At 71.8% G+C, this 26574-nt stretch carries 22 protein-coding genes; 18 read left to right on the forward strand and 4 right to left on the reverse strand.

The genetic code is table 11. The annotated features are described in order from the left end of the window. The first annotated feature begins 559 nt into the window (after positions 1–559). From ACIBBB_RS15935 to ACIBBB_RS15960, 6 genes are all read left to right on the forward strand, one after another. Positions 560–2995, forward strand: coding sequence for a nitrate- and nitrite sensing domain-containing protein (locus ACIBBB_RS15935; protein WP_398982217.1), 2436 nt, complete (start codon positions 560–562; stop codon positions 2993–2995). Next, positions 2992–3402 (forward strand): roadblock/LC7 domain-containing protein, encoded by a 411-nt coding sequence (locus tag ACIBBB_RS15940; RefSeq protein WP_398982219.1) that lies wholly within the window; start codon positions 2992–2994, stop codon positions 3400–3402. The genes ACIBBB_RS15935 and ACIBBB_RS15940 overlap by 4 nt, the downstream gene beginning before the upstream one ends. A gap of 96 nt (positions 3403–3498) precedes the next feature. Further along, positions 3499–4704, forward strand: coding sequence for an ABC transporter substrate-binding protein (locus ACIBBB_RS15945; RefSeq protein ID WP_398982221.1), 1206 nt, complete (start codon positions 3499–3501; stop codon positions 4702–4704). A 1-nt stretch (position 4705) separates the two neighbouring features. Further along, a complete protein-coding gene (locus tag ACIBBB_RS15950; protein WP_398982223.1) occupies positions 4706–6817 on the forward strand; it encodes a branched-chain amino acid ABC transporter permease in 2112 nt (703 codons plus the stop codon). Beyond that, positions 6814–7665, forward strand: a complete 852-nt coding sequence (locus ACIBBB_RS15955) for an ABC transporter ATP-binding protein (protein WP_398982225.1) — start codon at positions 6814–6816, stop codon at positions 7663–7665. The genes ACIBBB_RS15950 and ACIBBB_RS15955 overlap by 4 nt, the downstream gene beginning before the upstream one ends. 11 nt (positions 7666–7676) lie before the next feature. Continuing rightward, positions 7677–8414, forward strand: a complete 738-nt coding sequence (locus ACIBBB_RS15960; RefSeq protein WP_398982227.1) for an ABC transporter ATP-binding protein — start codon at positions 7677–7679, stop codon at positions 8412–8414. A 96-nt stretch (positions 8415–8510) separates the two neighbouring features. Here the strand turns inward: ACIBBB_RS15960 and ACIBBB_RS15965 are convergent, their stop codons facing one another. Continuing rightward, positions 8511–9728: an FAD-dependent monooxygenase gene (locus ACIBBB_RS15965; RefSeq protein ID WP_398982229.1), complete on the reverse strand. Its 1218-nt coding sequence runs from the start codon at positions 9726–9728 to the stop codon at positions 8511–8513. A 122-nt stretch (positions 9729–9850) separates the two neighbouring features. Here ACIBBB_RS15965 and ACIBBB_RS15970 point away from each other — a divergent pair, with 122 nt between their 5' ends. After that, the gene (locus tag ACIBBB_RS15970; RefSeq protein WP_398982231.1) at positions 9851–10108 is read left to right on the forward strand and encodes a hypothetical protein; all 258 of its coding nucleotides are present in this window, start codon (positions 9851–9853) and stop codon (positions 10106–10108) included. Positions 10109–10178: 70 nt separating this feature from the next. On the opposite strand, the gene ACIBBB_RS15975 is transcribed toward ACIBBB_RS15970, so the two are convergent. Continuing rightward, a complete protein-coding gene (locus ACIBBB_RS15975) occupies positions 10179–12860 on the reverse strand; it encodes a glycoside hydrolase family 97 catalytic domain-containing protein (protein WP_398982233.1) in 2682 nt (893 codons plus the stop codon). A gap of 179 nt (positions 12861–13039) precedes the next feature. On the opposite strand from ACIBBB_RS15975, the gene ACIBBB_RS15980 reads away from it, so the two are divergent. Next, a complete protein-coding gene (locus ACIBBB_RS15980; protein ID WP_398982235.1) occupies positions 13040–13546 on the forward strand; it encodes a hemerythrin domain-containing protein in 507 nt (168 codons plus the stop codon). 70 nt (positions 13547–13616) lie between these two features. Here the strand turns inward: ACIBBB_RS15980 and ACIBBB_RS15985 are convergent, their stop codons facing one another. After that, the gene (locus tag ACIBBB_RS15985; RefSeq protein ID WP_398982237.1) at positions 13617–14669 is read right to left on the reverse strand and encodes a Ku protein; all 1053 of its coding nucleotides are present in this window, start codon (positions 14667–14669) and stop codon (positions 13617–13619) included. 40 nt (positions 14670–14709) lie between these two features. Between ACIBBB_RS15985 and ligD the strand changes: the two genes are divergently transcribed. The 8 genes from ligD to ACIBBB_RS16025 all read left to right on the forward strand — a co-directional run bounded on the left by ligD (position 14710) and on the right by ACIBBB_RS16025 (position 22632). Next, a complete protein-coding gene (ligD, locus tag ACIBBB_RS15990; RefSeq protein WP_398982239.1) occupies positions 14710–15594 on the forward strand; it encodes a non-homologous end-joining DNA ligase in 885 nt (294 codons plus the stop codon). A 72-nt stretch (positions 15595–15666) separates the two neighbouring features. After that, the gene (locus tag ACIBBB_RS15995) at positions 15667–16053 is read left to right on the forward strand and encodes a zinc-ribbon domain-containing protein (protein WP_398982241.1); all 387 of its coding nucleotides are present in this window, start codon (positions 15667–15669) and stop codon (positions 16051–16053) included. 153 nt (positions 16054–16206) lie between these two features. After that, a complete protein-coding gene (locus ACIBBB_RS16000) occupies positions 16207–16737 on the forward strand; it encodes an SH3 domain-containing protein (protein ID WP_398982243.1) in 531 nt (176 codons plus the stop codon). A gap of 110 nt (positions 16738–16847) precedes the next feature. Further along, positions 16848–18278, forward strand: coding sequence for an FtsW/RodA/SpoVE family cell cycle protein (locus ACIBBB_RS16005; RefSeq protein ID WP_398982245.1), 1431 nt, complete (start codon positions 16848–16850; stop codon positions 18276–18278). Continuing rightward, positions 18275–19732, forward strand: coding sequence for a penicillin-binding transpeptidase domain-containing protein (locus ACIBBB_RS16010; RefSeq protein ID WP_398982248.1), 1458 nt, complete (start codon positions 18275–18277; stop codon positions 19730–19732). Before ACIBBB_RS16005 ends, ACIBBB_RS16010 begins: the two co-directional genes overlap by 4 nt. A gap of 29 nt (positions 19733–19761) precedes the next feature. After that, entirely contained in the window at positions 19762–21027 is a 1266-nt protein-coding gene (locus ACIBBB_RS16015; protein ID WP_398982766.1) for an amidase family protein, read from the forward strand. Beyond that, entirely contained in the window at positions 21024–21557 is a 534-nt protein-coding gene (locus ACIBBB_RS16020) for a DUF3291 domain-containing protein (RefSeq protein ID WP_398982250.1), read from the forward strand. The genes ACIBBB_RS16015 and ACIBBB_RS16020 overlap by 4 nt, the downstream gene beginning before the upstream one ends. A gap of 67 nt (positions 21558–21624) precedes the next feature. Continuing rightward, entirely contained in the window at positions 21625–22632 is a 1008-nt protein-coding gene (locus ACIBBB_RS16025) for a diiron oxygenase (protein WP_398982252.1), read from the forward strand. Positions 22633–22675: 43 nt separating this feature from the next. On the opposite strand, the gene ACIBBB_RS16030 is transcribed toward ACIBBB_RS16025, so the two are convergent. Beyond that, on the reverse strand, positions 22676–23179 hold the full coding sequence (locus ACIBBB_RS16030) for a hypothetical protein (RefSeq protein WP_398982254.1): 504 nt from the start codon (positions 23177–23179) through the stop codon (positions 22676–22678). A 258-nt stretch (positions 23180–23437) separates the two neighbouring features. Here ACIBBB_RS16030 and ACIBBB_RS16035 point away from each other — a divergent pair, with 258 nt between their 5' ends. Together ACIBBB_RS16035 and ACIBBB_RS16040 are read left to right on the forward strand one after the other, a co-directional pair. Then, positions 23438–23710: a hypothetical protein gene (locus ACIBBB_RS16035; protein ID WP_398982256.1), complete on the forward strand. Its 273-nt coding sequence runs from the start codon at positions 23438–23440 to the stop codon at positions 23708–23710. Positions 23711–23909: 199 nt separating this feature from the next. Then, positions 23910–26558: a PQQ-binding-like beta-propeller repeat protein gene (locus tag ACIBBB_RS16040; protein WP_398982768.1), complete on the forward strand. Its 2649-nt coding sequence runs from the start codon at positions 23910–23912 to the stop codon at positions 26556–26558. Positions 26559–26574: the final 16 nt, after the last annotated feature.

The following is a 26574-nucleotide window of genomic DNA, read 5'->3' on the forward strand; positions in this document are numbered from 1 at the left end:
TCGACCGGCTTTACCCCGCGGAGCCCCCACGCGGCCCGCCAACTCGCCGCATCCGCCCGGCACATGGCCGCTGCGGCTTGTCCCCGGGCGACCGAAATGCCGCCCCCTAGAGGGCAATTGAAGCCCCTGTGATTCTCCCCCTTCCGCAAGGACACTCCGGAAGTTGGCACCCCAGTCAAGTCGCCACGCCGAAGCGTGGTGGAGGACATTCCGGTGACCGTCCGGCAGGGGGGTGCCAGGTACCGGTGGGCTGGGGCGAGGGGTGCGGAGTTGAAACGATTCGATGATTCCGCTTACGGCTCCGAGGGCTTCTTCTGCCCTGTTTTCCGGCCGAGTTGGACCGTTCATGGCCGCTTGGGCACCGTCATTTTTCGCGGATGTACGCGTCCGTAACGAGGTGCTACAGCATAGGATCAAGCCGCGCCACGGGGGCCTCGCCAGTCCCTTCCGTAACGTTGCACACGATCTACTCGCGATCCCCACCGACACCCCCCAACCCGTTAATAGGTATCTGCGTGTCACCGATACTCAGCACCGGTTCCGGCGATGGAGCCGCGCAGTGAAAATCAATCGTCGCCTCGTCCTGCTGGTCACCGTGCCTCTCGTAGTGGCCGTCACCTTCGCGGTGCTGGCCCTCGCTCCCGCGACCAACCAGGCGCTCCAGGCCAATCGGCTCACGGCCATGGTCGATGTCGCCTCCTCCGTGAGCGAGTTGACGCACCATCTGCAACGTGAGCGCGCGTCCGCGACCGCACTGGTCTCCACTCAAGGAGATACGGACGCCTTCCGCGAAAGTTCCAACGCGACGGACAAGAGTGTCGCCACATTCCGTTCTCAGCTCGGAAGCCTGTCGTCCGTACCGGGCAACGCGCAGCGCGCTCTGGACCGTATCGACCAATTCATCGATGAATTGCCCTCCCTGCGCGCCCAGGTGCGCTCCGGAGGAAGCACCGTCACCGCACTGACCTTCGGCTACCGGATCGTGATCGCCGACCTCATCGACTATCGCGACGGAATCGCGCAGGCCGACGGCGTGGACTCCGACGTGGCCGACCGGATCCGTGCCGCCGCCGCGCTGTCGCGGGCCTCCGAGCACATCGGCCAGCAGCAGGTCGCGGTGATGAGGGCGCAGGCCACGGGTGGCTTCACCCAGGCATCCAAGCGGACCTTCGACGCGACCAGGCTCGGTTATACCGACGCGACCGGCGTGCTGTTCGACCTGGGTCCGCAGCAGTGGCGGACCTGGCTGGAGCACACACTCTCGGGCACGAAGGCCCTGGAGGCGCGCCGGCTCGAGGACGAGGTGGGCCGCACCGCACCCGACCAGGAACTCACCGTCAAGTCCGGGGAGTGGCAGAAGGCGTCGGCCGACCGGCTGACCCTGCTGCGCTCGGTCGAGAAGCGTATCGACACCTCCGTGCTCGGCACGGTCACCGAGACGCGCACCACGCTCGCCTGGCTGGCCGGCGGCGAGGTGACGCTGGTGCTGCTCACGCTCATCAGCGCCGTCGTCGTCGCCATCCGGCTCGGCCGTGTGATGATCCGCCGGCTGCGGGATCTGCGCAACGCCGCCCACGAGGTGGCCCACACGGGTCTGCCTCAGGTGATGACCGAGCTGTCCCAGCCCGGGGCGCTCAGCGGTGCCACGCCCGAGCAGGTCGCCGAACGGTCCGGCAACCCGGTGAAGACCACGGGTCTGGACGAGATCGGCGAGGTCGGTGAGGCGTTCAACGCCGTTCACCACGAGGCCGTACGTCTGGCCGCCCAACAGGCCCATATCCACGAGCAGTTCGCCGAGACTCTGGTCGGTGTCGCCCGCAGGGGCGCCCAGTTGACCACCGTCATGGTGTCCGAACTGGACGCGGTGCAGCGCGACGAGGCCGACCCCGAGCGTATGAAGATCCTGTTCGCGCTCGACCACCTCGCGATCCGCATGGAGCGCAACACCAACAACCTTCTGGTGCTTGGCGGTTACGGCCACGGCCGGGTGCGGTCCGCGGACATCTCCTGCTCGACGGTGATCGTGGCCGCCGCGCAGCAGATCGAACGCTTCGACCGGGTCTCGCTCGGTGTCATCGAATCGGGCATCGGCATCGCGGCGCGCGTGGTCCACGACGTCGCGCACATCCTGGCCGAGCTCCTCGACAACGCGACGCGCTTCTCGCCCCCGGACAAGCAGGTCGGGGTCGCGGTCTGGCGGCTGTGGGACCGGGCGGTCGTGCAGATAGTCGACGAGGGCGTCGGCATCACCGCCGATCGGCGCGCCACCCTCAACAAGGGTCTGCTGGAGCCGAAGTCCGGCATCGGCGACGTGCGTTCCATGGGTCTGCACGTGGTGGCGCGGCTCGCCGCCCGGCACGGCATCGTCGTCGAACTGCGCGACTCGTCAGGTCCGGGCACGATCGCCGAGGTCACCCTGCCGGCCAACGTGCTGGCGCCGGCTCCGAAGGAGACGGCGCCGCCGCCCATGCAGGGCGCGCTCGGGGAGCGTCCCGGTGTGCGGTACGAGGCACCGCGCCCGATCACCGCGCCCGGACAGCTCGGCCGCCGGCAGACCGTCGGCGCGGGCGACTACAGCCCGGCCGGTGCCGGGGCGTCCGGCGGCAACGGGTCCCAGGGATCGGGCGGGTCGACCGACTCGCGGGTTCCGGGGAGTTCACGCGGCGACGCCAAGGGCAACCCCCAGGGCGACGAGCGCGAGCGCGCCAACAAGCCGTCCCAGCACCCCGTCCACGCCGAGCCGGTCTCCCGGATCGCCGGAGTCAGTTCCTCAGGACTGCCGCTGCGGCAGCGCAACACGCCCAAGCAGTGGCCCACCCTGGGCAAGCGCGACGGCGCCGAACAGCGATCCGGCGCGGCACCCAAGCCACCCCGCCGCCGGGACTCCCGACAAGTCTCTGACGTCCTTGCGGCCTACGCACAGGGGATCAACAGGAGCACGAGCCACCGCGGGCGCTCCGCCACTGACGACGACACCCAACGGAGCAAAAAATGACGACCTCACCCACCGACCTCAGCTGGATCCTGAGTGGCTTCGCCGGACGTATTCCGGAGGTCACGCAGGCGATAGCCGTGTCCGTGGACGGACTTGCGCTGGCCTACACCGGGGTGGAGCGAGACGACGCCGACCGGCTGGCCGCCATCGCGTCGGGTGTCGTCAACCTGCTTTCCGCGGCTGCCCAGTTGACCAACACCGACCCCGTCGAGCACAGCCTGACCGCCATGGAGGGCGGTTACATGTTCTCGATGGCCGTATCGAGCGGCGCGTCCCTGCTGGTGACGACCACCAGGGACGCGGACATCGGCGAGGTCAGCTACATGATGTCCGAACTGATCAACCAGGTCGGCGACTCCCTGACCCCCCAGGTACGCGGCGACGCGAACGTCCAGCCCCTGCGCTGACGTCCGGGTCGTCCAAGCCCCACCGTCCGGTTCTCTTGCCGTACGTGTTCCGCCCGCTCGTTTCCGTTTTTTCCTTCCTCCCGATGAGAGCCCTCAATGTTCTTCGACATATCCCTACCGCGAGGCCGCCGCAGAGTCCGGCCGGTCGGCGCGGCCGCCATCGCACTCGGTCTGGCAGCCGTCACCGGGTGCAGCAGCGACAGCGGCGCCGGCGACGACACAGTGAAGATCGGCCTGGTGGCGTCGCTGTCAGGTACCTACGAGGCGGTCGGCACGGAGCTGCGCAAGGGCTTCGAGCTGTACCTGGCCACCCATGACAACAAGCTGGGCGGCCGGAAGGCCGAGCTGGTGGTGGCGGACGAGGGCGACGGTCCGCCCACCGCGGTCCCCGCGGCCACCAAGCTGATCAAGAAGGACAAGGTCGACGCGCTGACCGGTCTCGTCGGCGGTGGTTCGGTCAACGCGGTGCTGCCGCTGATCGACCAGGCGAAGATCCCGCTGCTCGGGTCGAACGCCCGCCCGCCGGTCAAGGACATGAAGTACGTCTGGACGACGAGCTTCCTCTCCGACGAGCCCGGCAAGGCCATCGCCCCGTACATCAAGGAGAAGGTGGACGGACCGGTCTACGCGATCGGCCCCGACTACCAGGGTGGCTACGACGAACTGCGCGGTTTCACCGAGGAGTTCAAGAGGGTCGGCGGCAAGCTCGCCAACCCGGACGGCGAGACCAAGTGGACGCCGTTCCCGAAGACCACCAACTTCATGCCGTACTTCGCGGACATCGCGAAGACGGACGCGAAGGCGGTGTACTGCTTCTACGCCGGTAAGGCCGCGATCGACTTCGCGAAGCAGTACGCGCAGTCCGATGTCGCCGATCTGCCGCTGTACACGGCCTTCGTCACCGAGGGCAGTGTCCTCCAGGCGCAGGGCGACGCGGCGAAGGACGTCTACTCGGTCCTGAACTACGCGGCCGACCTCGACAACGAGGCCAACCGTAAGTTCGCCGCCGACTGGACCGCCAAGCACGACACCCAGCCGACGACCTTCGCGATGGCCTCGTACGACGCCGCCGCCGTGCTGGACCAGGCGATCGCCGACGCCGCCGACAAGGGCGAGGTGACGCCGGAGACCATCAACACCGCCATCGGCGCTCTCGGCCAGATCGACAGCCCGCGCGGCGCCTGGGAGTTCGGCGACAAGGCGCACTCGCCGGTGCAGCAGTGGTACCTGCGCCAGGTGCGCAAGGACGGCGACCAGCTCGCCAACGTCATGGTCCAGGACCTGGCGACGCTCGGCAGCTGAAATGAATCTCCTTGATGCCCACTTCGTGCCGGTGGTGGACGGCGTGGCCTACGGGCTGCTGCTGTTCGTCGTCGCCGCCGGCCTGAGTCTCGCCTTCGGCACCGCGGGCGTACTGAACCTTTCGCACGGCACGTTGTACGCGATCGGTGCCTATACCGGTGCCGAGTTGAGCGACGGGACATGGGGCGGTCTCGCCGTCGGACTCGCGGCCGGAACCGCGGCGGCGGCCGCCGCCGGAGCCGGTCTGTCCGCGGCGACGATCCCCCTGGCCCGTCGTGGGCATCTCGCGCAAGCACTGCTGACGTTCGGACTGGCCCTGATCGGTGGCAATCTGCTGATCGAGTTCTTCGGGGCCGACGACCTACCGGTACGCGTCCCCGAGGCGCTCGACTCCTCGGTGACGCTGCTGGGCCACCGGTACCCCGCGTACCGGCTCTGCTTCATCCTCATGGCCGTGCTGCTCGCGGCGTTCGGTACGTGGGTGCTCACCCGCACCCGGGTGGGGGCGGCCGTACGGGCCTCCGCCGACGACCCGCAGATGCTTGCCACCACCGGGCACAGCCCGCGCGCCGTGCACACCGGGGTCCTGGCCGCCGCGGGTGCGCTGGCCGGGGCCGCCGGAGTGCTCGGCGCGCCCATCATCGGGCCGGGCGCCGGCACCGCCGACACGGTGCTGATGCTCTCGCTCGTCGTGGTCGTGCTCGGTGGGCTGCGGTCGCTGTGGATGACGCTGCTCGCGGCGATCGCGGTCGGCGAGGTGCAGACGCTCGGTGTCTCCCTCGCGCCGGACCTGGCGCCTTACCTGCTGTTCGCGGCCATGGCCGCCGTGCTGATCCTGCGGTCCCGGTTCACCGAGCCGGCGACGGCGGGGGCGCACGGCGGCGAGGGCGGCTCGGACCCGGTGGAGTGGCTGCGGCGACGGCTCTCCGCCTCGTTCTCGGGGCGGCGCGGTGCGGGTGCGGGTCCGGCTGCGGGTCCGGCTGCGGCTGCGGAGAAGGCCGTCACGGGAAAGGCTGCCGCCGACAAGCGGGAGCCCGTACCGTCCGCGAGCGGCGGGCCGTTGTCGCGGCTGCTCCGCGGCGGTCCCGACGACGGCGGCCTCGCCGCGCGGGGCCGTAAGGCCGCGCCGCTGCTCGCCCTCCTCGTCCTGCTCATCGCTCTGCCGACGCTCCTCGACGAGTACACCCTGTCGCTGGCCGGCTCCGCGCTGGCCCTCGGGCTGCTGGCGATCAGCGTCGCCATCCTCACCGGCTACGCCGGGCTGCCGACCCTCGGCCAGACCGCGCCGTTCGCCGTCGGCGCGTACGCCACCGCCAATCTCGCCGACGCGGGGTGGACCGCGGGGCCGGTCCAGATCGTCGTCGCGGCCATCGCCGCCGCGCTGTTCTCGCTGGTGACGGGGCCCGCGGTGATCCGGGCCCGGGGGACCACGGTCCTGATGATCACGCTCGCCATCGGCGAGCTGGCGAGCGCGGCCATCAATCAGCTCAAGTCCCTCACCGGCGGCGCCGACGGCCTCGTCGGCTTCCCGCCCACGCAGGCGCTGTTCGGCGGGGAGGGGATGGTCGAGGAGAGCGAGGTCTACAACTACGCGCTCGCCGTCGCGGTCATCGCCGTCGTCGTGACCGTGCTCGTACTGCGCTCGCCGGCCGGCAAGCTGCTGACCGGCACCCGTAACGCCGAGGCGCGGATGCGCGCGTCCGGCCATCCGGTGGGGCGCTATCTGCTGATCGCGCACATCGGCGCGGGGGCGCTGGCCGGGGTCGGCGGTTCCCTGATGGTCACCGTCCAGCAGTACCTCTCCCCCGCCGACGTCGGCTTCGAGATCGCGGCGTTCGCGCTGCTGGCCGCCGTCATCGGGGGCAGCACATCCGTGATCGGCGCCCTGCTCGGTGCCGGACTCATCGTCTTCACCCGTGACTGGGTGGCCGGTTCGTGGCCCGGCCACGGGCCGCTGCTGCTCGGCGCGCTGTTCGTCGCCGCCGTCTATCTGCTGCCGCGCGGTCTGGCCGGGCTGCGCCTCGGGTCCGGTCCTGGCGGGCGGGGAGCGGCGAAGGCGGATCAACTCCCGGCCGACCACGACAGCGTTCCGGCCGGGAAGGTCGCCCCATGACAGCCACCTCAGCACCGTCCACCACACCGTCCACGGCACCTGTGCTGGACCTGAAGAACCTCACCCGGCGGTACGGGAGCCTCACCGCCGTCGACGACGTCAGCCTCCGGCTGCCGGCCGGAGCACGGCACGCCGTCATCGGGCCCAACGGTGCCGGCAAGACCACCCTGCTGAACCTCATCGCCGGTACCGACCGCCCCGACCACGGCACCATCGCCATGGGCGGCACCGACATCACCCGTACGGCGACGGCCAGGCGGAGCGGTCTCGGGATCGCCCGCAGCTTCCAGCAGCCGTCCGTCATAGGCGAGTTGTCGGTGCTGGACAACATCGTGCTGGCCGGCTGGCGGCACCATCCGCTGCGCCGGGGCGCGTGGTGGCGGCCCTCCCGCTACCGGCGGCACGCCGAGTCCGCCACCCGCCATCTGGAGACCGTCGGCCTCGCCGACGCCGCCGCCCGCCCCGCGGCCGACCTGTCCCACGGCCAGCGCCGCATGCTCGACCTCGCGGCGGCCCTCGCGGGCGACCCGCGTCTGCTGCTGCTCGACGAGCCCGCGGCCGGGCTGACCGACGGCGACATCGGCCGTCTGCTCACGATCCTGGGCGGTCTGCCTTCGAGCGTCGCCATCATCCTGGTGGAGCACCATGTCGAGGTCGTCGCCGAACTCGCGGAAACGGTGACCGTGCTGGCGGCCGGACGGGTCCTGATCACCGGGCCGACCAAGGAGGCGCTCGCCCACCCGGAGGTCCGCGACGCGTACCACGCGACCGCGGCCGGCGCCGCCCGTGACGGCGCGCCCGAGGCCGCCCCCGACGGTGACCGCGACACAGCACAAGCGAGAGGGTGAGGCGACGACCGATGCTGGAACTCACCGGTCTGACGGCGGGCTACCACGGCGGCACCGTCCTGCACGACCTCGACCTGACGGTGCCCGCCGGCTCCGTCCACGCGATCGTGGGCCACAACGGGGCGGGCAAGACCACCCTCGTCCACACCGTGGCGGGCCTCATCCGCCCCTCCGCGGGCTCCGTGCGGCTGAACGGCCGGGAGATGACCGGGCAGCCCGCGCACAAGGTGGCGCGTGCAGGGATCGGTCTCGTACCGCAGGGCCGCCGGGTCTTCGCCGGGCTCACCGTCGCGGAGCATCTGCGGCTCTCCTACCGCCCGCCGGGCCGCGGCGACACGACCCGGCCCAGCCGGTGGACCCCGGAGCGCGTCCTGGAGCTGCTGCCCCGGCTGGGTGAGCGCCGGGGCAACCGGGGCACGGATCTGTCCGGCGGCGAACAGCAGACGCTCGCCCTGGCCCGCGCGCTGCTCGGCTCGCCGAGCGTGCTGCTGCTGGACGAGCCCACGGAAGGGCTCGCGCCGCTGCTGGCCAAGCGGGTCTACGAGTTGGTCGGCACGCTGGCGCGGGAGGGCATCGCCGTGCTGCTGGTCTCACCGAGCCCCGCGCAGGCCGCCGAGTGCGCCCGTACGGTCACGGTCCTCACGTCGGGACGGGTGACCCTGCGGGTGGACGGTGCCGACGCCCGGACCGATCCGACGGCGCTGCACGAGGCACTGGAGCTGACTCCGGTGCGGACCGCCGCGCGCTGAATCACGCGGCTCGTCGAAGCTCCGCCGGCACCGGGCGGGCCGCATGTGCGGCCCGCCCGGCGTCTTTTGATGTCCTGTCAGTTCATGGTCGGTCCGCTACGGGCGCTTCAGGCTGTGGCCGCCGAAGCCGCTGCCGCGGTCGGAGCCGCTGTTCTGGTCCTGCCACCACGCGTCGAACCCCGCCTTGTCCATCGCGCTCCAGTCCGGGGTGTTCTCGACCTGGGCGCTGCCCATCCTGCGGGCCAGCGCGACCATGGCCGCGCCGACGGGGCCACGGCTGATGTCGTAGGACTCCAGGACCTCCTTCCAGCTCCCCCCGGCCACCGCGGCGGTTTCCAGGGCGCTGGCGTCCTGGAGCGCCTTCACGCTGCCGCCACCGATGTGCGGCCGGGCGACGCTGGCGGCGTCACCGACGAGGAGCATCCGACCTGAGGTGTAGTGCGGCACCTCCAGGTCGTAGATGGGCTGGATGAACGTGGTCTCGGCGGGCGTACGCAGCACCCTGGCCGCCCAGTAGGGCGGGAAGTTGTCCGCCACCAGGGCCCTCAGGTGGGCGGTGAGCTCCGAGTTGAGCCGGCCGGGCGGCAGCGAGGTCGGCGTCTGGAGGTCGGGATGGAGGCCCTCGGACTCGGGCGGGGTGGTGTAGAGGACCCAGTTGAGCCGGTGGCCGCCCACGCCGTCCGGGATGCGGTAGATCATGCAGTGGCCGCCGGGGAAGACCACGTTGTGCGCGTCGTCGCCGTCGGAGGGGAGATCGGCGACGTCGGCGGACGTGCCGCGCCAGCCGATGTAGCCGGCGTACGCCGCGCCGCGGCCGGGGAACATGGCGTCGCGCACGACGGAGCGGTATCCGTCGGCGCCGACCACGGCGTCGAAACGTTCCTTCTGCCCGTCGGCGAGTCGCAGGGTCACACCGTCGGAATCGGGCTCCACCTCGCTGACGAGCGCTCCCGAACGGTAGGTGACCGCTTCGGGCACCCGCCGCCGCAACTCACTCCAGAGCGAGCCCCAGTTGTAGGCGCGGAAGGGGAACGGCTGCTCGCCGACGGCCCGTCCGTACTCCGACTCGCCGTCCCGCACCGTCCACACACGGCGGGTCAGCGGCGCCCACGGCATCTCGGGCGCCACGTATCCGGCGCTCTCCAGCTCCTTGTAGCGGGCGTCGTGGAGGGCTATTCCGACGCCCCTGTCACGGAGTTCGGCGTCGGCCCGTTCGAAGACGGTGACCTTCTCGGCTCCGCCACGAGACACGGCCAGAGCCGTGGCACACCCCGCTATGCTGCCGCCGACCACGGCGACGTTGCCTCCACGCATACCTTTTCTCCACTCGGTTGAAGTTGTTGGTGCTGCTGGTGGTGACACTGGGGTGAAATCCTATTCGAGTGACGTATGCCGTTGCGATTGCCGAGGGGCCCCGGGATTGCGAAGCTGGACACGTGCCGGGACAGCGGAAGCGCGGACGGAGCCGGGAGCGGCAACGGGGCCCCTCGGACACCGAGTTGGGGCCGGGGCGCTGGGCGGTCGTCTTCGAGACCGCCGACGAGGCGCGGTGGCGGACCGAGGTCCGGCGCCGTATCGCCGAGCACGAGGTGAAGGACCCCTCGATGTTCCGGCTCGACACGTTCCGCGGCCGGTCACGGCTGCCGACCACCTACCGGCTGAGCGTCTTCGTCCCGGCCCCGCCGGACCCGTAGGCCCGGTCCGGCGGAGCCGGGGAGACCGTTCCGGACGGGCCACCACCCGGCGGCCCGTCCGGATCCACGCCTACTTCTCCAGCAGTTGGGCGTCGGCCCAGTCCCCGTGGTCGGAGTCGATGCCGTCGCCGCCGTCCGTCACACGCAGCGTCAGCTGCCGCACCCCGCTCACGTCGACGTCGAACGCGTGCGCCGCGTCCGTCGGCCCCAGCACACCGCTGCGGGCCAGCACCTGCCCGTCGCCGAGCACTTCGAAGACCACCGAGCCCTTGTCCGGCTTCTCCTCGTCGATACCGGCCCGGGCGGCGAAACGGTCGTACCCGCCGTTCAGGTCGATCGTCACCTCGGACTGGGCGTGCACCCCGAGCCCCTTGTCGTACGTGGTGTCGCCCAGCCGCAGCGGGCCGCCGTCGCCCGCGCCGTTCTCGCCGTTGGAGAGGTCGCGCTCGACCGGGCCCCAGCCGTTCTTCTCGGAGACGAACGGCAGCGCGCTCACGTACACGGTGCCTTCGCGCGCCACGAAGACGCGTACGGTGCGCTCGACCGTCAGCGGCGGTGCGCCCCGCCGGGCGTCCGGGTCCCGGTAGGAGACCGTGACCGGGATCTCCGTCGCCCCGTACGCCGGGTCGTCGGGGACCGTGACCCGCCAGGACGCGGACAGTTCGGCGCCGTCGGCCATCTCGTCCGCCGTCGCGCCGGCGCCGTCGACGGCCCAGCCGTCGGGGGTACGGGCGCCGAGCGTCACGTCCTCGGCGGGGCCGGCCTCGTCCAGCACGAAGTCCGCCTCGATGCCGACCGTCTCTCCCGGCCGGGCGTCGGTCTTGGCGGGGGTGACGGTCAGTGTGCCGACCGGCACCGTGTCCACCGGCCGGTCGCAGCCGCCCCGGCCGGGAACGGCGCGGCAGATCTGTGCGGCGAAGCCGCCGTCCGCCAGCACCGGCACCGTGAGAGCGTCATGACGGTCCATCACCTCGCTCTGTCTGACGAGCCCGTCGGCGCCGTCGCGCACCACGTCGACCCGCCACGAGCCCGATCCCAGGAACGCCAGCGGCACCCGCTCCGTACCCGCGCCACCCGCCCGGATGGAACCGACGAACCACCGGTCGCCGTTCCTGCGGGCGAAGGCCGCCGCCTCGCCCGGCGCCCCGGCGACGAGCCGGCTCTCGTCCCAGACGGTCGGGACCTGCTCCAGGAAACGCGCGACCTCGGGCCGGGCCCGGTACGCCTCGACGCTGCCCGCGTAGTTCTGGAACCCGGACTCGTACACCACGGAGAGCGCCAGCTCGGCGGCCTCGGTGTTGTTGCGCCGGCCGAACTGGAAGCCCATGGGGGTGAAGTCCATGGAGCCGACCGCGTTGCGGGTGTAGGGCAGCGTCGCCATGTCGTCCGCCTGGACGTCGCCCTGCTCCGCGCCGTGCACGCCCTCCATCGTCATGACGTGCGGCCAGGTGCGCTGGATGCCGTGCGGGAGTGTCGAGCCGTGGAAGTTGACCATCAGCTCGCGGTCGGCGGTCTCCCGCAGGATCTCGTCGTACCACCCCATGCGTTCGCGCGAGTCGGAGTCCATGAAGTCGATCTTCAGTCCGGCGGCGCCCCACTTCTTGACCTTGTCGAGCTGCTCGGTGCGCTCGGCGGCGGTGTCGAGATCGGTCCAGTGCATCCACAACAGGACGCCCACGCCGCGCCGTTCGGCGTACTCCATCAGCTGGGGCATCCAGTCGGTGGTGTTCCAGCCGTCGTCCACCAGGGAGTACTCCCAGCCGTGCGCCGCCGCGTAGTCCACGAACCGCTGCTGGGTCTCCAAGCTGCGCTGCGCCGCGCCGAAGCCGGCGAGCCAGGACCAGGCGACGGTGCCGGGGCGGATCCACGAGGTGTCGGCGACGCGGGAGGGCGGGGCCAGATCGTCCACGAGAGTGGACTCGGTCACGGTCGCCAGATCGCCCGCGATCACGGTCCGCCAGGGGGTCGCGAGGGGGCCGTCGGTGGGCATGGGCACGGACGGGTCGGCCAGGGCGACGTCGTAGCTGCCGCTGCCCGCCGTGTGGACGAGACGGCTCGCGGGGTAGCGGCCGTCGACGTCCGCCTCGGAGAGCAGTACGTGGTCGTCGCCGACCTCGAAGAGCGCGGGGTAGGCGTACTGGCCGCTCGAAGCGCCGGCGGCGGTCGTACCGTCGTACGGCTGCTCGTAGTTGACCGAGTAGTCGCTCAGCCGGGCGGGCGCGTCGTCCGGCAGGACGAAGCCGGACGCCTCGCGCAGCACGGCGCCGCCCCCCGCTCCGGCGGGGAGCACATAGCGGTACGCGACCCCGTCGTCGGCCGCGCGCACGACCAGGTCGACCCGGGCCCCGCCCGCCCCTTCCAGGGTGAAGCGCGACTCGGCCATGTCGACGGTCCGGCGGCGCTCCTTGCCGACGACGGTGGTGTACCGCTCGGCGACCCCGCGGTCCTTCCGGTCCACCAGACGCAGCCCGTGCGTCAGGTCGGCGTCCTCGGTGACGATGCCGACGGGCGAGGGCTCGACGAGGGTACGGCCCCCGTCGCGTACGGCGACGGTGACGGAGCCGTCGGCGGGGTCGAGCCGTACGGTGGCGGCGGGCCCGCCGCGGGACACGGTCCAGGCGGAGCCGCCGGGGCGGGGCTTGCTCGCGTCGCCCTGCGCCGCCGCCGGGGTCCCCAGGCAGAGCACCCCCGCGAGCGCGGTCGTGCAGGCGGCACGCCATCGATGCGCTGCTGTCGGTCTGCTGTTCGTCATCGCTTGTCCCTCTCACTCGGAGCCGGGCCCAACGGGCAAACATGGGGCGCGAGTTGGTGATGACAGGGCTGAGCCTGAAGGGGCGCCCGCGCCCCGGATTGTCCACCGCGATTCCCCGGAACCGCCAGGGTCTGTCGCACAAAATCCAACAGAATCAATAACCCGCATACGATGCGGAGATGGGGACCCACTCGGCACCGGGCGACCGCCTCGCGGCGTTCGGGAATCAACTCATCGACGTGCACATCTGGCTCCGCGAGGAGCTTGCCCGGCTCCAGGACGACGTGGACGACTACCTCGCGGGTGACGGTGAGCGCCCGCGCGAGCTAGGGGCGCACTGCCTCGCGTTCTGCTCCGCCCTGACCCGGCACCACACGGCGGAGGACGAGACCGTCTTCCCCGCCATGGCGCGGCAGTTCCCCGAGCTGGAGCCCGTGCTCGAACAGCTCGCCCACGACCACCACATGGTGACCGGCATGCTCGGCCGGCTCCAGGACCTGATCGACGGCGTCGGTCCCGCGCCGGACGCCGCCGAGGCGCGCCGAGTCCGGGGTGAGCTGGACGGTCTCGTCGCGCTGGTGGAGTCCCACTTCACGTACGAGGAGAAGAAACTGGTCGACGCGCTCAACGCGCTCGGCACACCGCTGCCGGACGACTTCGCCCTGCGGGACGCACCGGGCCGCTGAGGACGTTCGACGCGTTCACCGGACCACGCCGCACCGCCCCGGCCCCGCCGCCGCGCCGCCTGCGACGCCTTCAGGCGGAGGCGCGCTTGCGCGCCGGGGCCTTCTTCTCCGTCGTCTTCTTGGCCGCGGTCTTCTTGGCCGCCGTCTTCTTCGCGGCGCTCCTGTTCTGCGCCGTCTTCTTCGCGGCCGTCTTGGAAGCCGTCTTCGACGCGGACTTCGAGGCCGTCTTCTTGGCGGTCTTGGAAGTCGTCTTCGACGCGGCCTTCTTCCCGCCCGCCGCTCTCTTGCGGCTGGGCAGATGCGTCACCTCCGCGTCCTCCTTCTCCCCCTCGCCCCCCTCGCCCCGCGACTCCTTCGCCGCCCGCACACTGCCCTCCAGCGCCGCCATCAGGTCCAGGACCTTGCCCCCGGGCCGCTCCCCCGCCCCCTCCGGCGCCCGCACCTCGCCGCCCGCCGCCTTGGAGGCGATCAGCTCCTCGACGGCTTCCTGGTAGTCGTCGTGCAGCGATTCCAGTTCGACCTCGCCGAGCGTGTCCATCAGGGCGTCGGCCAGGTCGAGTTCGGCGTCCCGGATGCTGACGTCGGTCTCCGGCGCCACCCCCTCCGGCTGCCGGATCTCGTCCGGCCACAGCAGTTGGTGCAGGGCGATGACATCGCCGAGAACCCGCACCATGCCCAGCCGCTCGCGCCCCCGGAGGGCGAATTTCGCGATCGCCACCTTCTCGCTCCGCTTCAGGGCCTCGCGCAGCAGTGTGTACGGCTTGGCGGCGGGCACGCCGTTCGCCGCGATGTAGTACGCCGAGCCCACCTGGAGCGGATCGATCGAGGACTCGGGCACGAATCCGAGGATCTCGATCGTCTTCGCCGTCGGCAGCGGGAGCTGGGCCAGATCGTCGTCCGTGATCGGGATCATCGAGCCGTCCGCGTCCTGGTACGCCTTGCCGATCTCGGCGGAGGTGACCTCCTCCTCGTCCAGCTCGCAGACCTTCCGGTAACGAATTCGGCCGCCGTCCGCCAAATGGATCTGCCGGAAGGAGATCGAGTGACTCTCGGTGGCGTTCACGAGCTTGATCGGGATGTTGACCAGACCGAAGGAGATTGCGCCGTTCCAGATGGATCGCACGGTTAATCCCTTACATACGAATTCGTGGGATTCTCATCGTATGACGCCAATCGCGGAGGTGGAGGGGCGGCGGATCGCCCTCAGCAATCTGGAGAAGGTCCTCTACCCGGCCACCGGCACCACCAAGGGCGAGGTCCTGCACTACTGCGCGACGGCGGCCGGTGCCCTGCTCACCCATCTGGCGGGCCGCCCCGTCTCCTTCCTCCGCTTCCCGGACGGTCCCGCCGGCCAGCGCTTCTTCACCAAGAACCCGCCGCCGGGCACGCCCTCCTGGGTCCGTACGGCGACGGTGCCCCGGTCGGCGGACCAGATCGCCGAGCAGGTACTGGTGGAGGACCTCGCGACGCTGATGTGGGCGGCGAACCTTGTCGTGGAGTTCCACACCCCGCAGTGGCGGTTCGACAGCCCCGCCCGCGCCGACCGCATCGTCTTCGATCTGGATCCCGGTGAGCCCGCCACCGTGGTCGAGTGCTGCGAGGCGGCGCTCTGGCTACGCGAACGGCTGGCGGCCGACGGGCTGAACGCGTACGCCAAGACGTCCGGTTCGAAGGGCCTGCATCTGCTCGTACCGCTGGAGCCGACACCGTCGCCCGACGTCTCCGCGTACGCCAAGTCACTCGCGGTCGAGGCCCAGGCCGACCTGCCGGGGCTGGTGGTCCACCGGATGGCCCGCGCGCTGCGTCCCGGCAAGGTCTTCGTCGACCACAGCCAGAATTCGGCCGCCAAGACGACGGCGGCGCCGTACACGGTGCGCGCCCGTACGGAACCGACCGTCTCCACCCCGGTGTCCTGGGAAGAGGTGGGGGACTGCTCGGTGCCGGAGGAGCTGGTCTTCCGCGTCGGCGACATCGCCGGGCGGCTGGAGCGGTACGGGGATCTCCTCGGCCCGCTCATCAATCTCAACCGGGCGGGACGCCTGCCCTGACAGCCGCTGCCACCTGCATGCACCATGGGGGTGCGCCAGTCATGAGCGTCATGAGCAGAGAAGGAATCACACATGATCATCTTCGGGACCAAGGGCTACATCTACCAGCTGGCGATACTGACCCTCGTGTGCGGCCAGTGCGGCAATCCGTCGGCGCACACGCTGCGCAAGCGCGTCTCCAAGTTCACACTCTTCTTCGTGCCGCTGTTCCCGTACTCGACGAAGCACTACACCCAGTGCACGTTCTGCGGCGTGGAGCACCAGGTGCCCAACGAGCAGGCGGAGCAGTTGCTCGCGCAGAGCGCGACACAGGCCCAGCAGGGTGGCGGCCAGCAGCACGGCGCCAACCCGTTCGCGCAGGGTGCGCAGGGTGGCGGCCAGCCGGGTGGCGGAAACCCGTTCAGCCAGGGCGGCCAGGGGCCCCAGCCGGGCCAGGGCGGCAACCCGTACCAGCACTGACGCCGACGGGGACGCGGCTCCGGGTACGCCGGGTGCGCGGAGCACCCAGAGTTACGGTTGCGGACAGAATGTGACGAAACTAGGGTAAATCGGGCGAGCGTCGAGCAGTTTTCCGTCGACTCCTCGCCCCGTCCCGAACTTCAGGAGTCACGCATGTCCCAGCGTTCCCTGCGTTCCTCTCGTGCCCGGCGTTCCGCGCGGCCCCAGCGCGTCCGGGGCTCCTTCGGCCCGTACGCCGCGGCTCTCGCCGTCGCGGTGGCGGCCCTGACCGCGACACCCGCCATGGCGGCGGTACCGGCCCCGCCGCCCGTCAGCTCGGGCGGTCACACCGACGTCGACGACCCCGCCGCGATGGACCCCGCCACCCTCGACCCCGAGACCGCGGAAGCCGCCGAGGCCGCCCGCGCCGAGGAGGCCCAGACCGCCACCGAGGAGACATCGGCCTCCCGCACGTACAAGGGCCGCGTCACCGCCAGGACCGGGCTGCTGCTGCGGGACAGGCCCACCCGCAGCAGCCGGGTCATCGGGAGCGCCGCGTACGGCTCCATCCTGCACATCTTCTGCAAGACGCGGGGCGACAACGTGAACGGCAACGACCGCTGGTACCTCCTCGCGGACGGCACCTGGGCGTGGGCCTCGGCCGCGTACATCGACAACATCGGCAAGGCGCCGCGCTGGTGCTGATCCGGTGGCGCCGGCCCGGTGCGCCGGTGGCGCCGACCCGGTGAACCCGACATGCCTTATGTCTATACATAAGCGGACATAAGGCATGTCGGGTTGCTACGTTGCGCTCCATGACCGCAACGAAGGCGGACTCTCCCCCGCCCGAACTACGCCTGCGCAAGCGGCGCGGGGTCGAGCTCTCGCTCCTTGTGTGCGCCGTCCTCATCTCCCTCCTCGGTTACGCCGCCGTCGGTCTCGCCCGCGACGACGCCGTCCCGCCCGACGCCCTCCGGCACAGCGCGGGGCTGGGCCTGCTCGCCCTCGTCGCGCATCTCGCGGTCCGCCTCCGCGCCCCGTACGCGGACCCGCTCCTGCTTCCGATCGCGGTCCTGCTCAACGGCATCGGACTGGTGCTGCTCCACCGTCTCGACCTGTCGACCCCCGGCGAGCGGGACGCGCCCGCGCAGCTCGTCTGGTCCACCCTCGGTGTCGCCCTGTTCATCGCCGTCGTCGTGCTGCTGCGCGACCACCGGGTGCTCCAGCGGTACGCGTATCTGTCGGTGGCCGCCGCACTGCTGCTGATGACCGTGCCGATCTTCTTCCCCGCCGTGAACGGTGCCAGGATCTGGATCCGGATCAACGGACTCTCCTTCCAGCCGGGCGAGTTCGCGAAGATCCTGCTCGCCGTCTTCTTCGCCGCCTACCTCGCGGCCAACCACAGCGCCCTCGCCTACACCGGTCGCAGGATCTGGAAGCTGCAACTGCCCACCGGCCGGGTGCTGGGCCCCATCGTCGCGATCTGGCTGCTGAGCGTCCTCGTACTGGTCCTGGAACGCGATCTCGGTACCTCGCTCCTCTTCTTCGGGCTCTTCGTGATCCTGCTGTACGTGGCGACGGGACGCACCGGCTGGATCGCCGTCGGGCTGCTGCTGGCCGGGGTCGGCGCGTTCGCCGTCGGCTGGCTCGAACCGCACGTCCACAGCCGGGTCCAGGACTGGCTCGACCCGTTCGCCTCGATCGAGGCGGGCGAGGGCCCCGACCAACTGGCCCAGTCCCTCTTCGCGTTCGCGGCCGGCGGCATGTTCGGAACGGGGCTGGGGCTCGGCCGGTCCGTCCTCATCGGCTTCGCCGCCAAGTCCGACTTCATCCTCGCCACGGCGGGCGAGGAGCTCGGGCTGATCGGCCTGACGGCGATCTTCATGCTGTACGCGCTGCTCGTCGCCCGCGGCTACCGCGCCGGTCTCGCGCTGCGCGACCCGTTCGGACGGCTGCTCGCGGTCGGTCTGGCGTCGATCGTGGCACTCCAGGTGTTCGTGATCGCGGGCGGGGTGACGGGGCTGATCCCACTCACCGGCATGGCGATGCCGTTCCTGGCGCAGGGAGGTTCGTCGGTCGTCACGAACTGGGTGATCGTGGCGCTGCTCATCCGGCTCAGCGACTCGGCGCGCAGGCCGCGTCCGGAGGCCGTGGAGACGGGCGTGATCGCGCCGACGACGGTGAACGCGGGGCCCGCGACCGACGCGGGGGGTTCGGCCGGGACGGGGACGGGCGGCGAGCGATGATCAGCCATATCCGTCTGGCCGCCGCGTTCTGTCTGCTGCTCCTCGTCGCCCTGCTCGTCAACTCGGCCCGGATCCAGGTCATCCAGGCCGACTCCCTCGACAGCAACCCCGCCAACCGGCGTAGGACGATCGACCGTTTCGAGCAGCCGCGCGGCCAGATCCTCGTCGACGGCAGACCCGTCACCGGGTCGAGGGACTCGGGTCAGCAACTGCGCTTCGAACGCACCTACACCCAGGGCCCGTTGTACGCGCCGGTGACCGGCTACGCCTCCCAGACGTACGGCACGAGCCTGCTGGAGAACGCCGAGGACGGCATCCTGTCCGGCACCGACCCGATGCTGGCCCCGCTGCCCTTCTGGAACGACATCACCCGCGCCCACCAGCCCGGCGGCAAGGTCGTCACCACCATCAAGCCGGCTCTCCAGCAAGCCGCTTACACCGGACTCGACGGCAGGCGCGGCGCGGTCGCCGCGATCGAGCCCTCGTCCGGCAAGATCCTCGCACTGGTCAGCAGCCCGTCGTACGACCCGGGAAGGCTGTCGGGCACGGGCGGCGCGGTGGCCGACGCGTGGCGGAAGTACAACGGCGCGTACGCCCAGCCGATGCTCAACCGGGCCATCCGCCAGACGTATCCGCCCGGTTCGGCCTTCAAGATCGTGACGGCGGCCGCCGCGCTGGACGCCGGGGTGGTCGAGGACGTGGACGCGCCGACGGACGTCCCCGAGCCGTACGTCCTGCCGGGCACCCGCACCACGCTTCCCAACGACGCGCGAGGCTGCGACAAGGAGTCGCTGGCGTACGCGATCAAGTGGTCCTGCAATTCGGTGCTGGCCGGTCTGGGGGTGCGGGTCGGGCTCGACGGCATGGTGGACGCGGCCGGCGGATTCGGCTTCAACGACCGTGGGTTGAGGATCCCTTCCGGCGTCGCGGTGTCCAACTTCGACCAGGAGATGAGCGACGACCAGCTCGCGCTCTCCTCGATCGGGCAGTTCGACACGACGGCGACACCGCTCCAGATGGCGATGGTCGCGGCGGCGGTCGCGAACGGCGGGGATCTCAAGTACCCGTATCTGGTGGAGCGGACGCTCGCCGCCGACGGCGACGTGGTCTCCCGCGGGGGCGAACGCACCTACCGGCAGGCGATGAGACCGCGGACGGCCCACCGGATGCGGCAGTTGATGGTCGAGGTCGTGGAGGCCGGGACCGGGACGAGCGCCGGGATCGACGGCGTGACGGTCGGCGGGAAGACCGGCACGGCGCAGCACGGGGTGGGCAACTCCGGTACGCCGTACGCCTGGTTCATCTCCTGGGCGCGGGCGGAGGGCGCGGCGCGGCCCGCGGTGGCGGTGGCCGTGGTGGTGGAGGACGCGGAGGCGGTCCGGGACGAGATCAGCGGGGGCGGCGACGCGGCGCCGATCGCGCGGGCGGTGATGGAGGCGGCGCTGCGAGACTGATCCCCGTGACGGGCGAATCCTGGTGGGCGGTGGGTGAGGCGCTGGAGCGGATCGACCGGATCGATCCGCGGTTGTGCGCGTTCATCGAGGTGTGGCACGCGGACGCGCTGGAGCGGGCGCGCGCGGTGGGCGGCCGACTGCCGCTGGCGGGGCTGCCGTTCGCGGTCAAAGGCCCGACGGGCATCCGCGCGTACGCGGCGCGGCGGCTGATCGCGGCGGGGGCGGTGCCGGTCGGCTCGACGGCGGTGCCGGGGCCGGGGACGTACTGGCAGACCTGGGGCCTGGGCGCCCACGGCCGTACGGTCAATCCCTACCGCGCCGACCGCACGCCCGGTGGTTCGTCGGCGGGCTCGGCGGCGGCGGTCGCGGCGGGCCTGGTGCCGATGGCGACAGGCAGCGACGGGGCGGGGTCGGTGCGGATCCCGGCGGCGTGGTGCGGGGTGTTCGGCCTGAAGACGACGAACGGGCTGCTGCCGACGCCGGACCGGACGGGGCTGGCGTCGGCGGGGGTGCTGACACGGCGGGTGGCGGACGCGCGGACGTATCTGCGGTGCGTGCTGGACGTGGCCGCCACCGGTGCCGCCACCGGTGCGGGGGCGTCGGCACCGGTGGCGGCCACGTACTCGCCGGATCTCGGTTTCGCGCGGACCGATCCGGCGGTCGAGGCGGTGGTACGGGCGGCGGTGGACCGGTTGGCGGCGGCCGGGGTCGTACGCCTCGACGAGGGGCCCGGCTCGTCGCTGTCGCTGCTCGACCCGCGCGAGGCATGGCTGGCGGTACGCGGCGGCGATCCGTCCGGCGGGGCGGGAGCCAGGGGGTGTGGTGAAAGTAGCGTCGTCCGCCCGCAGGGCGGGGCGCACGGCGTCCGGTGCGTGCGATCGCGAGGCGGAGGATCGGCGTGGTGGATGGACCGGGCGTACTCGGGCGACTCCGACAACGCGGGGAACGCGCGTGCCGGGCGCCGCGAGCCGGACGGGACTCCCACCGCACGCCCTGGTGCCCGGGAGGAGAACGACCGGCGGCTCGACGCGTACTTCGCGCGTACGCCGCTGCTGCTCACGCCGGTGACACCGAACCGCCCGCACGGCCACGAGGGACCCGGCCCGGACGTCTACTCGACGGCGCTGACCTGGGCGTTCAACCTGAGCGGCCATCCGGCGGCGAGTCTGCCCGCCGGTTTCACGCCGGACGGCTGCCCGGTGGGTCTCCAACTGGTGGCGGAGCGCGGGGCGGACGTCTCGCTCGTTGAAATCGCGTGTGCCGCCGAGGCGGCCCTGCCTATCGTGCGCCCATGACGACTCCCACACCCTCTTCCGCCGCGCCAGGCCGGCGCGTGTACGAACTCGCCCAGGTGAACATCGCGCGCCTCAAACACCCACTGGAATCAGCTGAGTTGAAGGACTTCGTGGACGCTCTCGACCCCGTGAACGCGGTGGCCGACGGGTCCGACGGCTTCCGATGGCGGCTCCAGAGCGACTCGGGCAACGCCACCGACGTGCCGGTCCTCGGCGACACGTGGCTGATCATGAACCTGACCGTATGGCGGGACCTGGACGCCCTGACGGCCTTCATGTACAAGGGCCGGCACCGCGAGTTGCTCGCTCGCCGCTTCGAGTGGTTCGAGCGCGTGGAGGAGGCGATGACCACGCTCTGGTGGGTGGAGGCGGGGGCCTGGCCGACCCCCCGCGACGCGGAACTGCGGCTGCTGCGTCTGCGCGAACACGGCCCGACGGCACACGCGTTCACGCTGCGGAAGAGCTACGGGCCGCCGGGGGGTGACGTCGGGTCCACAAGTGGCGCGGAGGGGATTGACGAGAGCTGCTGACAGGAAGTCTTATAAGGGAGTCGAGAATCGTACCCCCGGTAACCGCAGCCACGAGGTGCTCTCAGCCATGACAGCAGCGCACGAAACCGAAGCGACGGCCACACGCGACGAACTCCGCCCGGAGCCGGGCCCGGACGAGCCCCGCGCCGACGACGAGCGCGGGATCCAGCTCCTGCGCGACGCGCTCGGCCCGCTGCGGGACCGCGAACAGGTCGCCCGGCGCCTCCTCGAAGCCTCGGCCAAGCACTCCTTCGACCCGGAGAAGGACCTCGACTGGGACGCCCCGGCGGAGGACGGCAGGTGGTTCTGGCCCCCGGAGCTCGTCTCCCTCTACGACACCCCGCTGTGGCGGCGGATGTCCGAGGAGCAGCGGATGGATCTCGCCCGCCACGAGGCCGCGTCGCTCGCCTCGCTCGGCATCTGGTTCGAGATCATCCTGATGCAGCTGCTGGTCAGGCACATCTACGACAAGTCGGTGACGAGCGATCACGTCCGCTACGCGCTCACCGAGATAGCGGACGAGTGCCGCCACTCGATGATGTTCGCGAAGATGATCCAGAAGGGCGGCGCCCCGGCGTACCCCGTCCCCCGCGTCTACCACAACGTCGCGCGCCTGCTGAAGACCGTCTCCACGACCCCGGGCTCGTTCGCCGCGACGCTCCTGGGCGAGGAGATCCTGGACTGGATGCAGCGCCTGACGTTCCCGGACGAGCGCGTGCAGACGCTCGTACGCGGCGTGACACGCATCCATGTGGTGGAGGAGGCCCGCCACGTCCGGTACGCCCGCGAGGAGTTGCGCCGCCAGATGGTCACCTCCCCGCGCTGGGAACGTGAGCTGACCCGCCTCACGGCCGGCGAGGCGGCGCGCGTCTTCTCCGTCTGCTTCGTGAACCCCCAGGTCTACGAGAACGTGGGCCTGGACCGCCGCGAGGCCGTCGCCCAGGTCCGGGCGAGCGGCCACCGCCGAGAGGTGATGCAGTCGGGCGCGAAACGCCTCACGGACTTCCTGGACGACATCGGGGTGATGCGGGGGACGGGGCGGCGGCTCTGGAAGGCGTCGGGGCTGCTGGCGTGAGGGACCGGCACTGACGTGCCGGTCCCGGTGGCCCGCGCGGCCGTCAGTGCTTCGCGCGGCGGCGCAGTACGAGCGTGCCGCCCGCCGCCGCCAGCGTCACCAGTCCCGCCCCGGTCGCGACCTTCGTCGCGTCCATGCCGGTGATGCTCCCGCCCAGACCGCCCCTGGCACCCCTCGTCGGGGCCGGGGACGGGGTCGACGCCCTGGCGACGGTGAAGGTGAAGGCGGAGGTGGCGCCGTCCGGGCACGAGATGGTGATCGAGTGGGTGCCGGCCCGGGCGTCGCGGCGGATCGTGGCCGTGCCCCGGTAGATGCCCGTCGCCGAACTCGCGGTCAGCGTGACCGAGCCGGTGAAGGCCCCGGACGAGGCCGTCACCGTGCTGGCGTCGCAGCCGCCGTCGAGGGAGATGGTGGCCGGGGAGCCGGGCCTCGCCGGGCTCGGGCTCACCGTGAGGGTCGGCTGGGGGTCGGCATGGACCGCCGTCGCACCCACGCCCAGGGCCAGGGAGGACAGGGCGGCGGTGGCGAGAACGCGAGCAACGCGCATGGTGAGGATCTCCGGTTCCTTGGCGCGGTGCGGGCGTCGGCCACCCGCTCGGGAAACCGAGCCGTGGTCTTCATGAAAGGCAGACGCGCCGTCAAGCGGCGCGCCGACGCGTGGCGTCAGGTCCCCTCGAACGGATCAGCGCGGACCGCTAAGCCGCTGGTCGCGGAGGTGGGGCGGGGACGGACGGCGGGGCGTGTCCCGTACGCCGCGGGGGTGACCGGCCTCCGCGCGGGCCGGGTGGTGCGCGACACTGGCGGCGTGAGAAGCGAAGAGACCGTCTTTGTCGGCGGGCCGCTCGACGGTCGCGTACTTCCCGTGCTGACGGGCCCGACCGGGCAGCCGCCCAAGTGGTATGAGGTCCCCGTGCCGGACGCCGTCGGCGGGCCGCCCACCGTGTTCGCGTACCGGCGCGCGCCCGCCGGGTACACCAAGCGGCTCGGGCTTCAGCGTGGCTGGAAGTACGAGTACGTCCCCGAGGGCCGCGAGCGGCGCACGCTCAAGTGGCCCTGGTCCAAGCCCGACCACGGCTGAGCCCGCGGCCCCGGACACCACCTGATCGCGAACTCCGTGGCCATACACGGTCACATATGGTGCCGCAGGCGGGATTTGTCGGGCACCATCTAGGTTCTGTCGCGGGGCCCGGACGGCCCGTGGGACCGACCGGACAGGACCTAGGATCGACCAGGCCGGAGACGACCTCCCGGCCGAGCCACCAGGGGGCATACGCGTGATGGAACCGCTGCGGCACGACGACCCACGTCTCGTCGGCCCTTACACCGTGCTGGCGCGGTACCGGGAGTCGGCGAGTGCCGTGCGCTATCTGGCGTACGGGCCGAATGGCGGCACCGTCGTCGTCTCGGTCGCCCGGCCGGAGCTCGCCGCGCTGCCCGCTTTCCAGCGGCGCTTCCAGGCCGAGGCGCGGACCGCCGAGCGGCTGGCCGGCGGCTGGGTGCAGCCGCTGCTCGACTCCCGTACGGACCCGTCCGAGGAGGACGCGCTCTGGACGGCGTGCGGCTACGTCCCCGCGCTCACCCTCGGCGAGGCCGTCGCCGTCGCCGGTCCGCTGCCCGAGCGGGCCGTACGGATACTGGGCGCCGCGCTCGCCGAGACGCTGTCGCGGGTGCACGCGAGCGGAGCCGTACTGCAGGGGCTCGCGCCCGACACCGTGAGCCTCGCCGCCGACGGGCCGCGCCTGACCGCCTTCGGGGCGCTGGGCGCGGCGGTGTCCGCCGAGGCCATGGAGGGCGGACGGCTGTCGGTGCGGCTCGGGTATCTCACCCCGGAGCAGCTGGAGGGCGAGGTACCGGGCCCGCCGTCGGACATCTTCGTGCTGGGGCTGCTGCTGGCGTACGCGGCCACCGGTACGACGCCTCTCACCAAGGGGCCGGCTGAATCGGCGATCGAACGCCTCGCGTACGGGACGGCCGAACTCGACGGTGTGCCGCAGGAGTTGCGGCCGCTCGTCGCTCGCTGTCTGGCGAAGGAGCCGGGCGAGCGGCCGACGGCCGGGGCCGTCGCGGCCGAGCTGGCGCTGGAGGGCGCGGCAGCGGCGGCGACCGCCGAACCGGACGGGTGGCTGCCCGCCGCGCTGTCGGCCTCGATCGCCGAACAGGCCGCCGGAGTCGATGCCCTGCACACCCCGCTGAACGGCCCGCGGGACGGGTCGGCGGACGCCCCGGCGGACGCCGTTCCCGGCGCGCCGGCCGACGCCTCACCCGGCACCGCGCCCGAGCCCGACACCCGCACCACCCGCATCGGCCGGCCGCGGACCGCGTCCGGGGGTGAGAGCGGTGTCGTCGACCGGCCGACCACCGCCCTGTCGGTGCCCCGCGCCCGGCCGGAGCCGACCGCCCTCCCGCTGCCCCCGGCCACCGCGCCGGTGCCGCAGCAGTCCCAGTCCCTCCCGCCCGTGCCGGGACACCAGGGACCGGCGGGACCGCCCGCCCTGCCACCGGGACCACCCCACGCGCCGGCGCCCGCCCCGACCGCGCCCACCGGATCCGGCTCGGGCCGCTTCGCCGCGCTCAGACGTCCGCTCGGACGGCCTCTCGGCGGGCCCCTCGGACAGCCGCTCGGACGGCGCGCGCTCCTCACCGGAATCGTCGCCGGGGCCGCCGGGCTGGTGATCGGCGGCGGGAGCGTACTCGCGCTCGCCGACGACGAGCCGTCCGACGAGACCGACAACAAGCCCGTCGACGGTACCCGGGGGAGCCTGACCGGACTGCCGCCAGAAGCCCTCTGGGCGTACGAGCAGAAGGTGGCCGCCGACGAGATCCTGAACGCCGCCGTCGTCGGCCGCACCCTCGTCCTGACGACGGGCTCGGGCGCCACCGGTGTGGACGTGCGCACCGGGAAGCGGCTCTGGCGGAAGGCCGAGGCCGCCTCCCTCCACCAGGCGCTGCCCGTCTCGGCCGGGCTCGGCTTCGTCGCGGGGGCGACCGGTCTGCTCTGGATCTCGACCTCATCGGGCACGGTCGAGCACCGTGTCGACTACGCCGACGGCATCAAGGGCGCGCCCGGCCTGAAGGTCGCCGGCGTCGCGGGGACCGGTGACGGCCAGGTCTGGTTCACCGGGTCGTACCGGACCGGTACGGGGAAGGCGGCGGTGGTCCGCACCCATCTCTTCGCCTTCGATCTGACGACCCGTAAGGAGCTGTGGCGCACCGTGATCGCCAACGGCCGCGCCCCGTTGACCCCGGTGTACCAGCTGATCGCCGTACGGGAGGCGGACATCGTGGTGCGCCAGGACACCAAGTCGCTGCTGCCCGTCCAGGTCAAGGCGGCCAAGGGCAAGTCGGTCTACCACTGCTTCAACCGCGTGAGCGGCAAGCGGACCTGGTCGAAGTCGTTCGGCGCGGTGCCGCCCGTGGGTGGTTCGGTCGGCGACGCGAAGGGCCGGCTGTACGCCGCTGCGGCCGATCAGCTGTACGCGTACGACACCGCCGACGCCAAGCAGTTGTGGCGCAGGTCGGGCGCGCCCGAGGTGCCGGGACAGAAACCATTCGCCTTCGGCACCGGAACGCTTCTCGGCTCCACGCTCTACATCGCCAACCGCTACCAGGAGGTGTACGCGCTCGACCCCGAGTCCGGCGTGCAGCGCTGGAAGGGCACCACGGAGGGCCCGGCCTGGACGGGTGTCCCCCGGATCTCGCTCAGCGAGAGCGGCCGGACGGTGCTGTCGGCCGACGGGCTACAGGTGACGGCGTTCGGGGCGAAGGACGGCAAGCGGCTCTGGAAGTTCCAGAACGCCGGCGGCGCCGCCCCCTCCCCCAGCGCCGACGGCGCGGCCGTGGCCACGCCCCCGTACCAGCCGCTGATGGCCGGGAAGACCGCGGTGATCCGGCGCGGAGGCACGTTCTACGCGCTGCCGGTCGACTGAGCCGCCCGCCCGCGCA

The sequence above is a fragment of the Streptomyces sp. NPDC051217 genome (genome assembly GCF_044455465.1).
Classification (GTDB): Bacteria; Actinomycetota; Actinomycetes; order Streptomycetales; family Streptomycetaceae; genus Streptomyces.

Excerpts from the sequence above, each read along its gene's own strand:
- ACIBBB_RS15965 (WP_398982229.1), bottom strand. The coding sequence starts at position 9,728 with ATGCGTGGAGGCAACGTCGCCGTGGTCGGCGGCAGCATAGCGGGGTGT.
- ACIBBB_RS16030 (WP_398982254.1), bottom strand. The coding sequence starts at position 23,179 with ATGCGCGTTGCTCGCGTTCTCGCCACCGCCGCCCTGTCCTCCCTGGCC.
- ACIBBB_RS16010 (WP_398982248.1), top strand. The coding sequence starts at position 18,275 with ATGATCAGCCATATCCGTCTGGCCGCCGCGTTCTGTCTGCTGCTCCTC.
- ACIBBB_RS15945 (WP_398982221.1), top strand. The coding sequence starts at position 3,499 with ATGTTCTTCGACATATCCCTACCGCGAGGCCGCCGCAGAGTCCGGCCG.
- ACIBBB_RS15995 (WP_398982241.1), top strand. The coding sequence starts at position 15,667 with ATGATCATCTTCGGGACCAAGGGCTACATCTACCAGCTGGCGATACTG.
- ACIBBB_RS15975 (WP_398982233.1), bottom strand. The coding sequence starts at position 12,860 with ATGACGAACAGCAGACCGACAGCAGCGCATCGATGGCGTGCCGCCTGC.
- ACIBBB_RS15950 (WP_398982223.1), top strand. The coding sequence starts at position 4,706 with ATGAATCTCCTTGATGCCCACTTCGTGCCGGTGGTGGACGGCGTGGCC.
- ACIBBB_RS16040 (WP_398982768.1), top strand. The coding sequence starts at position 23,910 with ATGGAACCGCTGCGGCACGACGACCCACGTCTCGTCGGCCCTTACACC.
- ACIBBB_RS15955 (WP_398982225.1), top strand. The coding sequence starts at position 6,814 with ATGACAGCCACCTCAGCACCGTCCACCACACCGTCCACGGCACCTGTG.
- ACIBBB_RS16020 (WP_398982250.1), top strand. The coding sequence starts at position 21,024 with ATGACGACTCCCACACCCTCTTCCGCCGCGCCAGGCCGGCGCGTGTAC.
- ACIBBB_RS16025 (WP_398982252.1), top strand. The coding sequence starts at position 21,625 with ATGACAGCAGCGCACGAAACCGAAGCGACGGCCACACGCGACGAACTC.
- ACIBBB_RS15980 (WP_398982235.1), top strand. The coding sequence starts at position 13,040 with ATGGGGACCCACTCGGCACCGGGCGACCGCCTCGCGGCGTTCGGGAAT.
- ACIBBB_RS16000 (WP_398982243.1), top strand. The coding sequence starts at position 16,207 with ATGTCCCAGCGTTCCCTGCGTTCCTCTCGTGCCCGGCGTTCCGCGCGG.
- ACIBBB_RS16005 (WP_398982245.1), top strand. The coding sequence starts at position 16,848 with ATGACCGCAACGAAGGCGGACTCTCCCCCGCCCGAACTACGCCTGCGC.
- ACIBBB_RS15940 (WP_398982219.1), top strand. The coding sequence starts at position 2,992 with ATGACGACCTCACCCACCGACCTCAGCTGGATCCTGAGTGGCTTCGCC.
- ligD (WP_398982239.1), top strand. The coding sequence starts at position 14,710 with ATGACGCCAATCGCGGAGGTGGAGGGGCGGCGGATCGCCCTCAGCAAT.
- ACIBBB_RS15960 (WP_398982227.1), top strand. The coding sequence starts at position 7,677 with ATGCTGGAACTCACCGGTCTGACGGCGGGCTACCACGGCGGCACCGTC.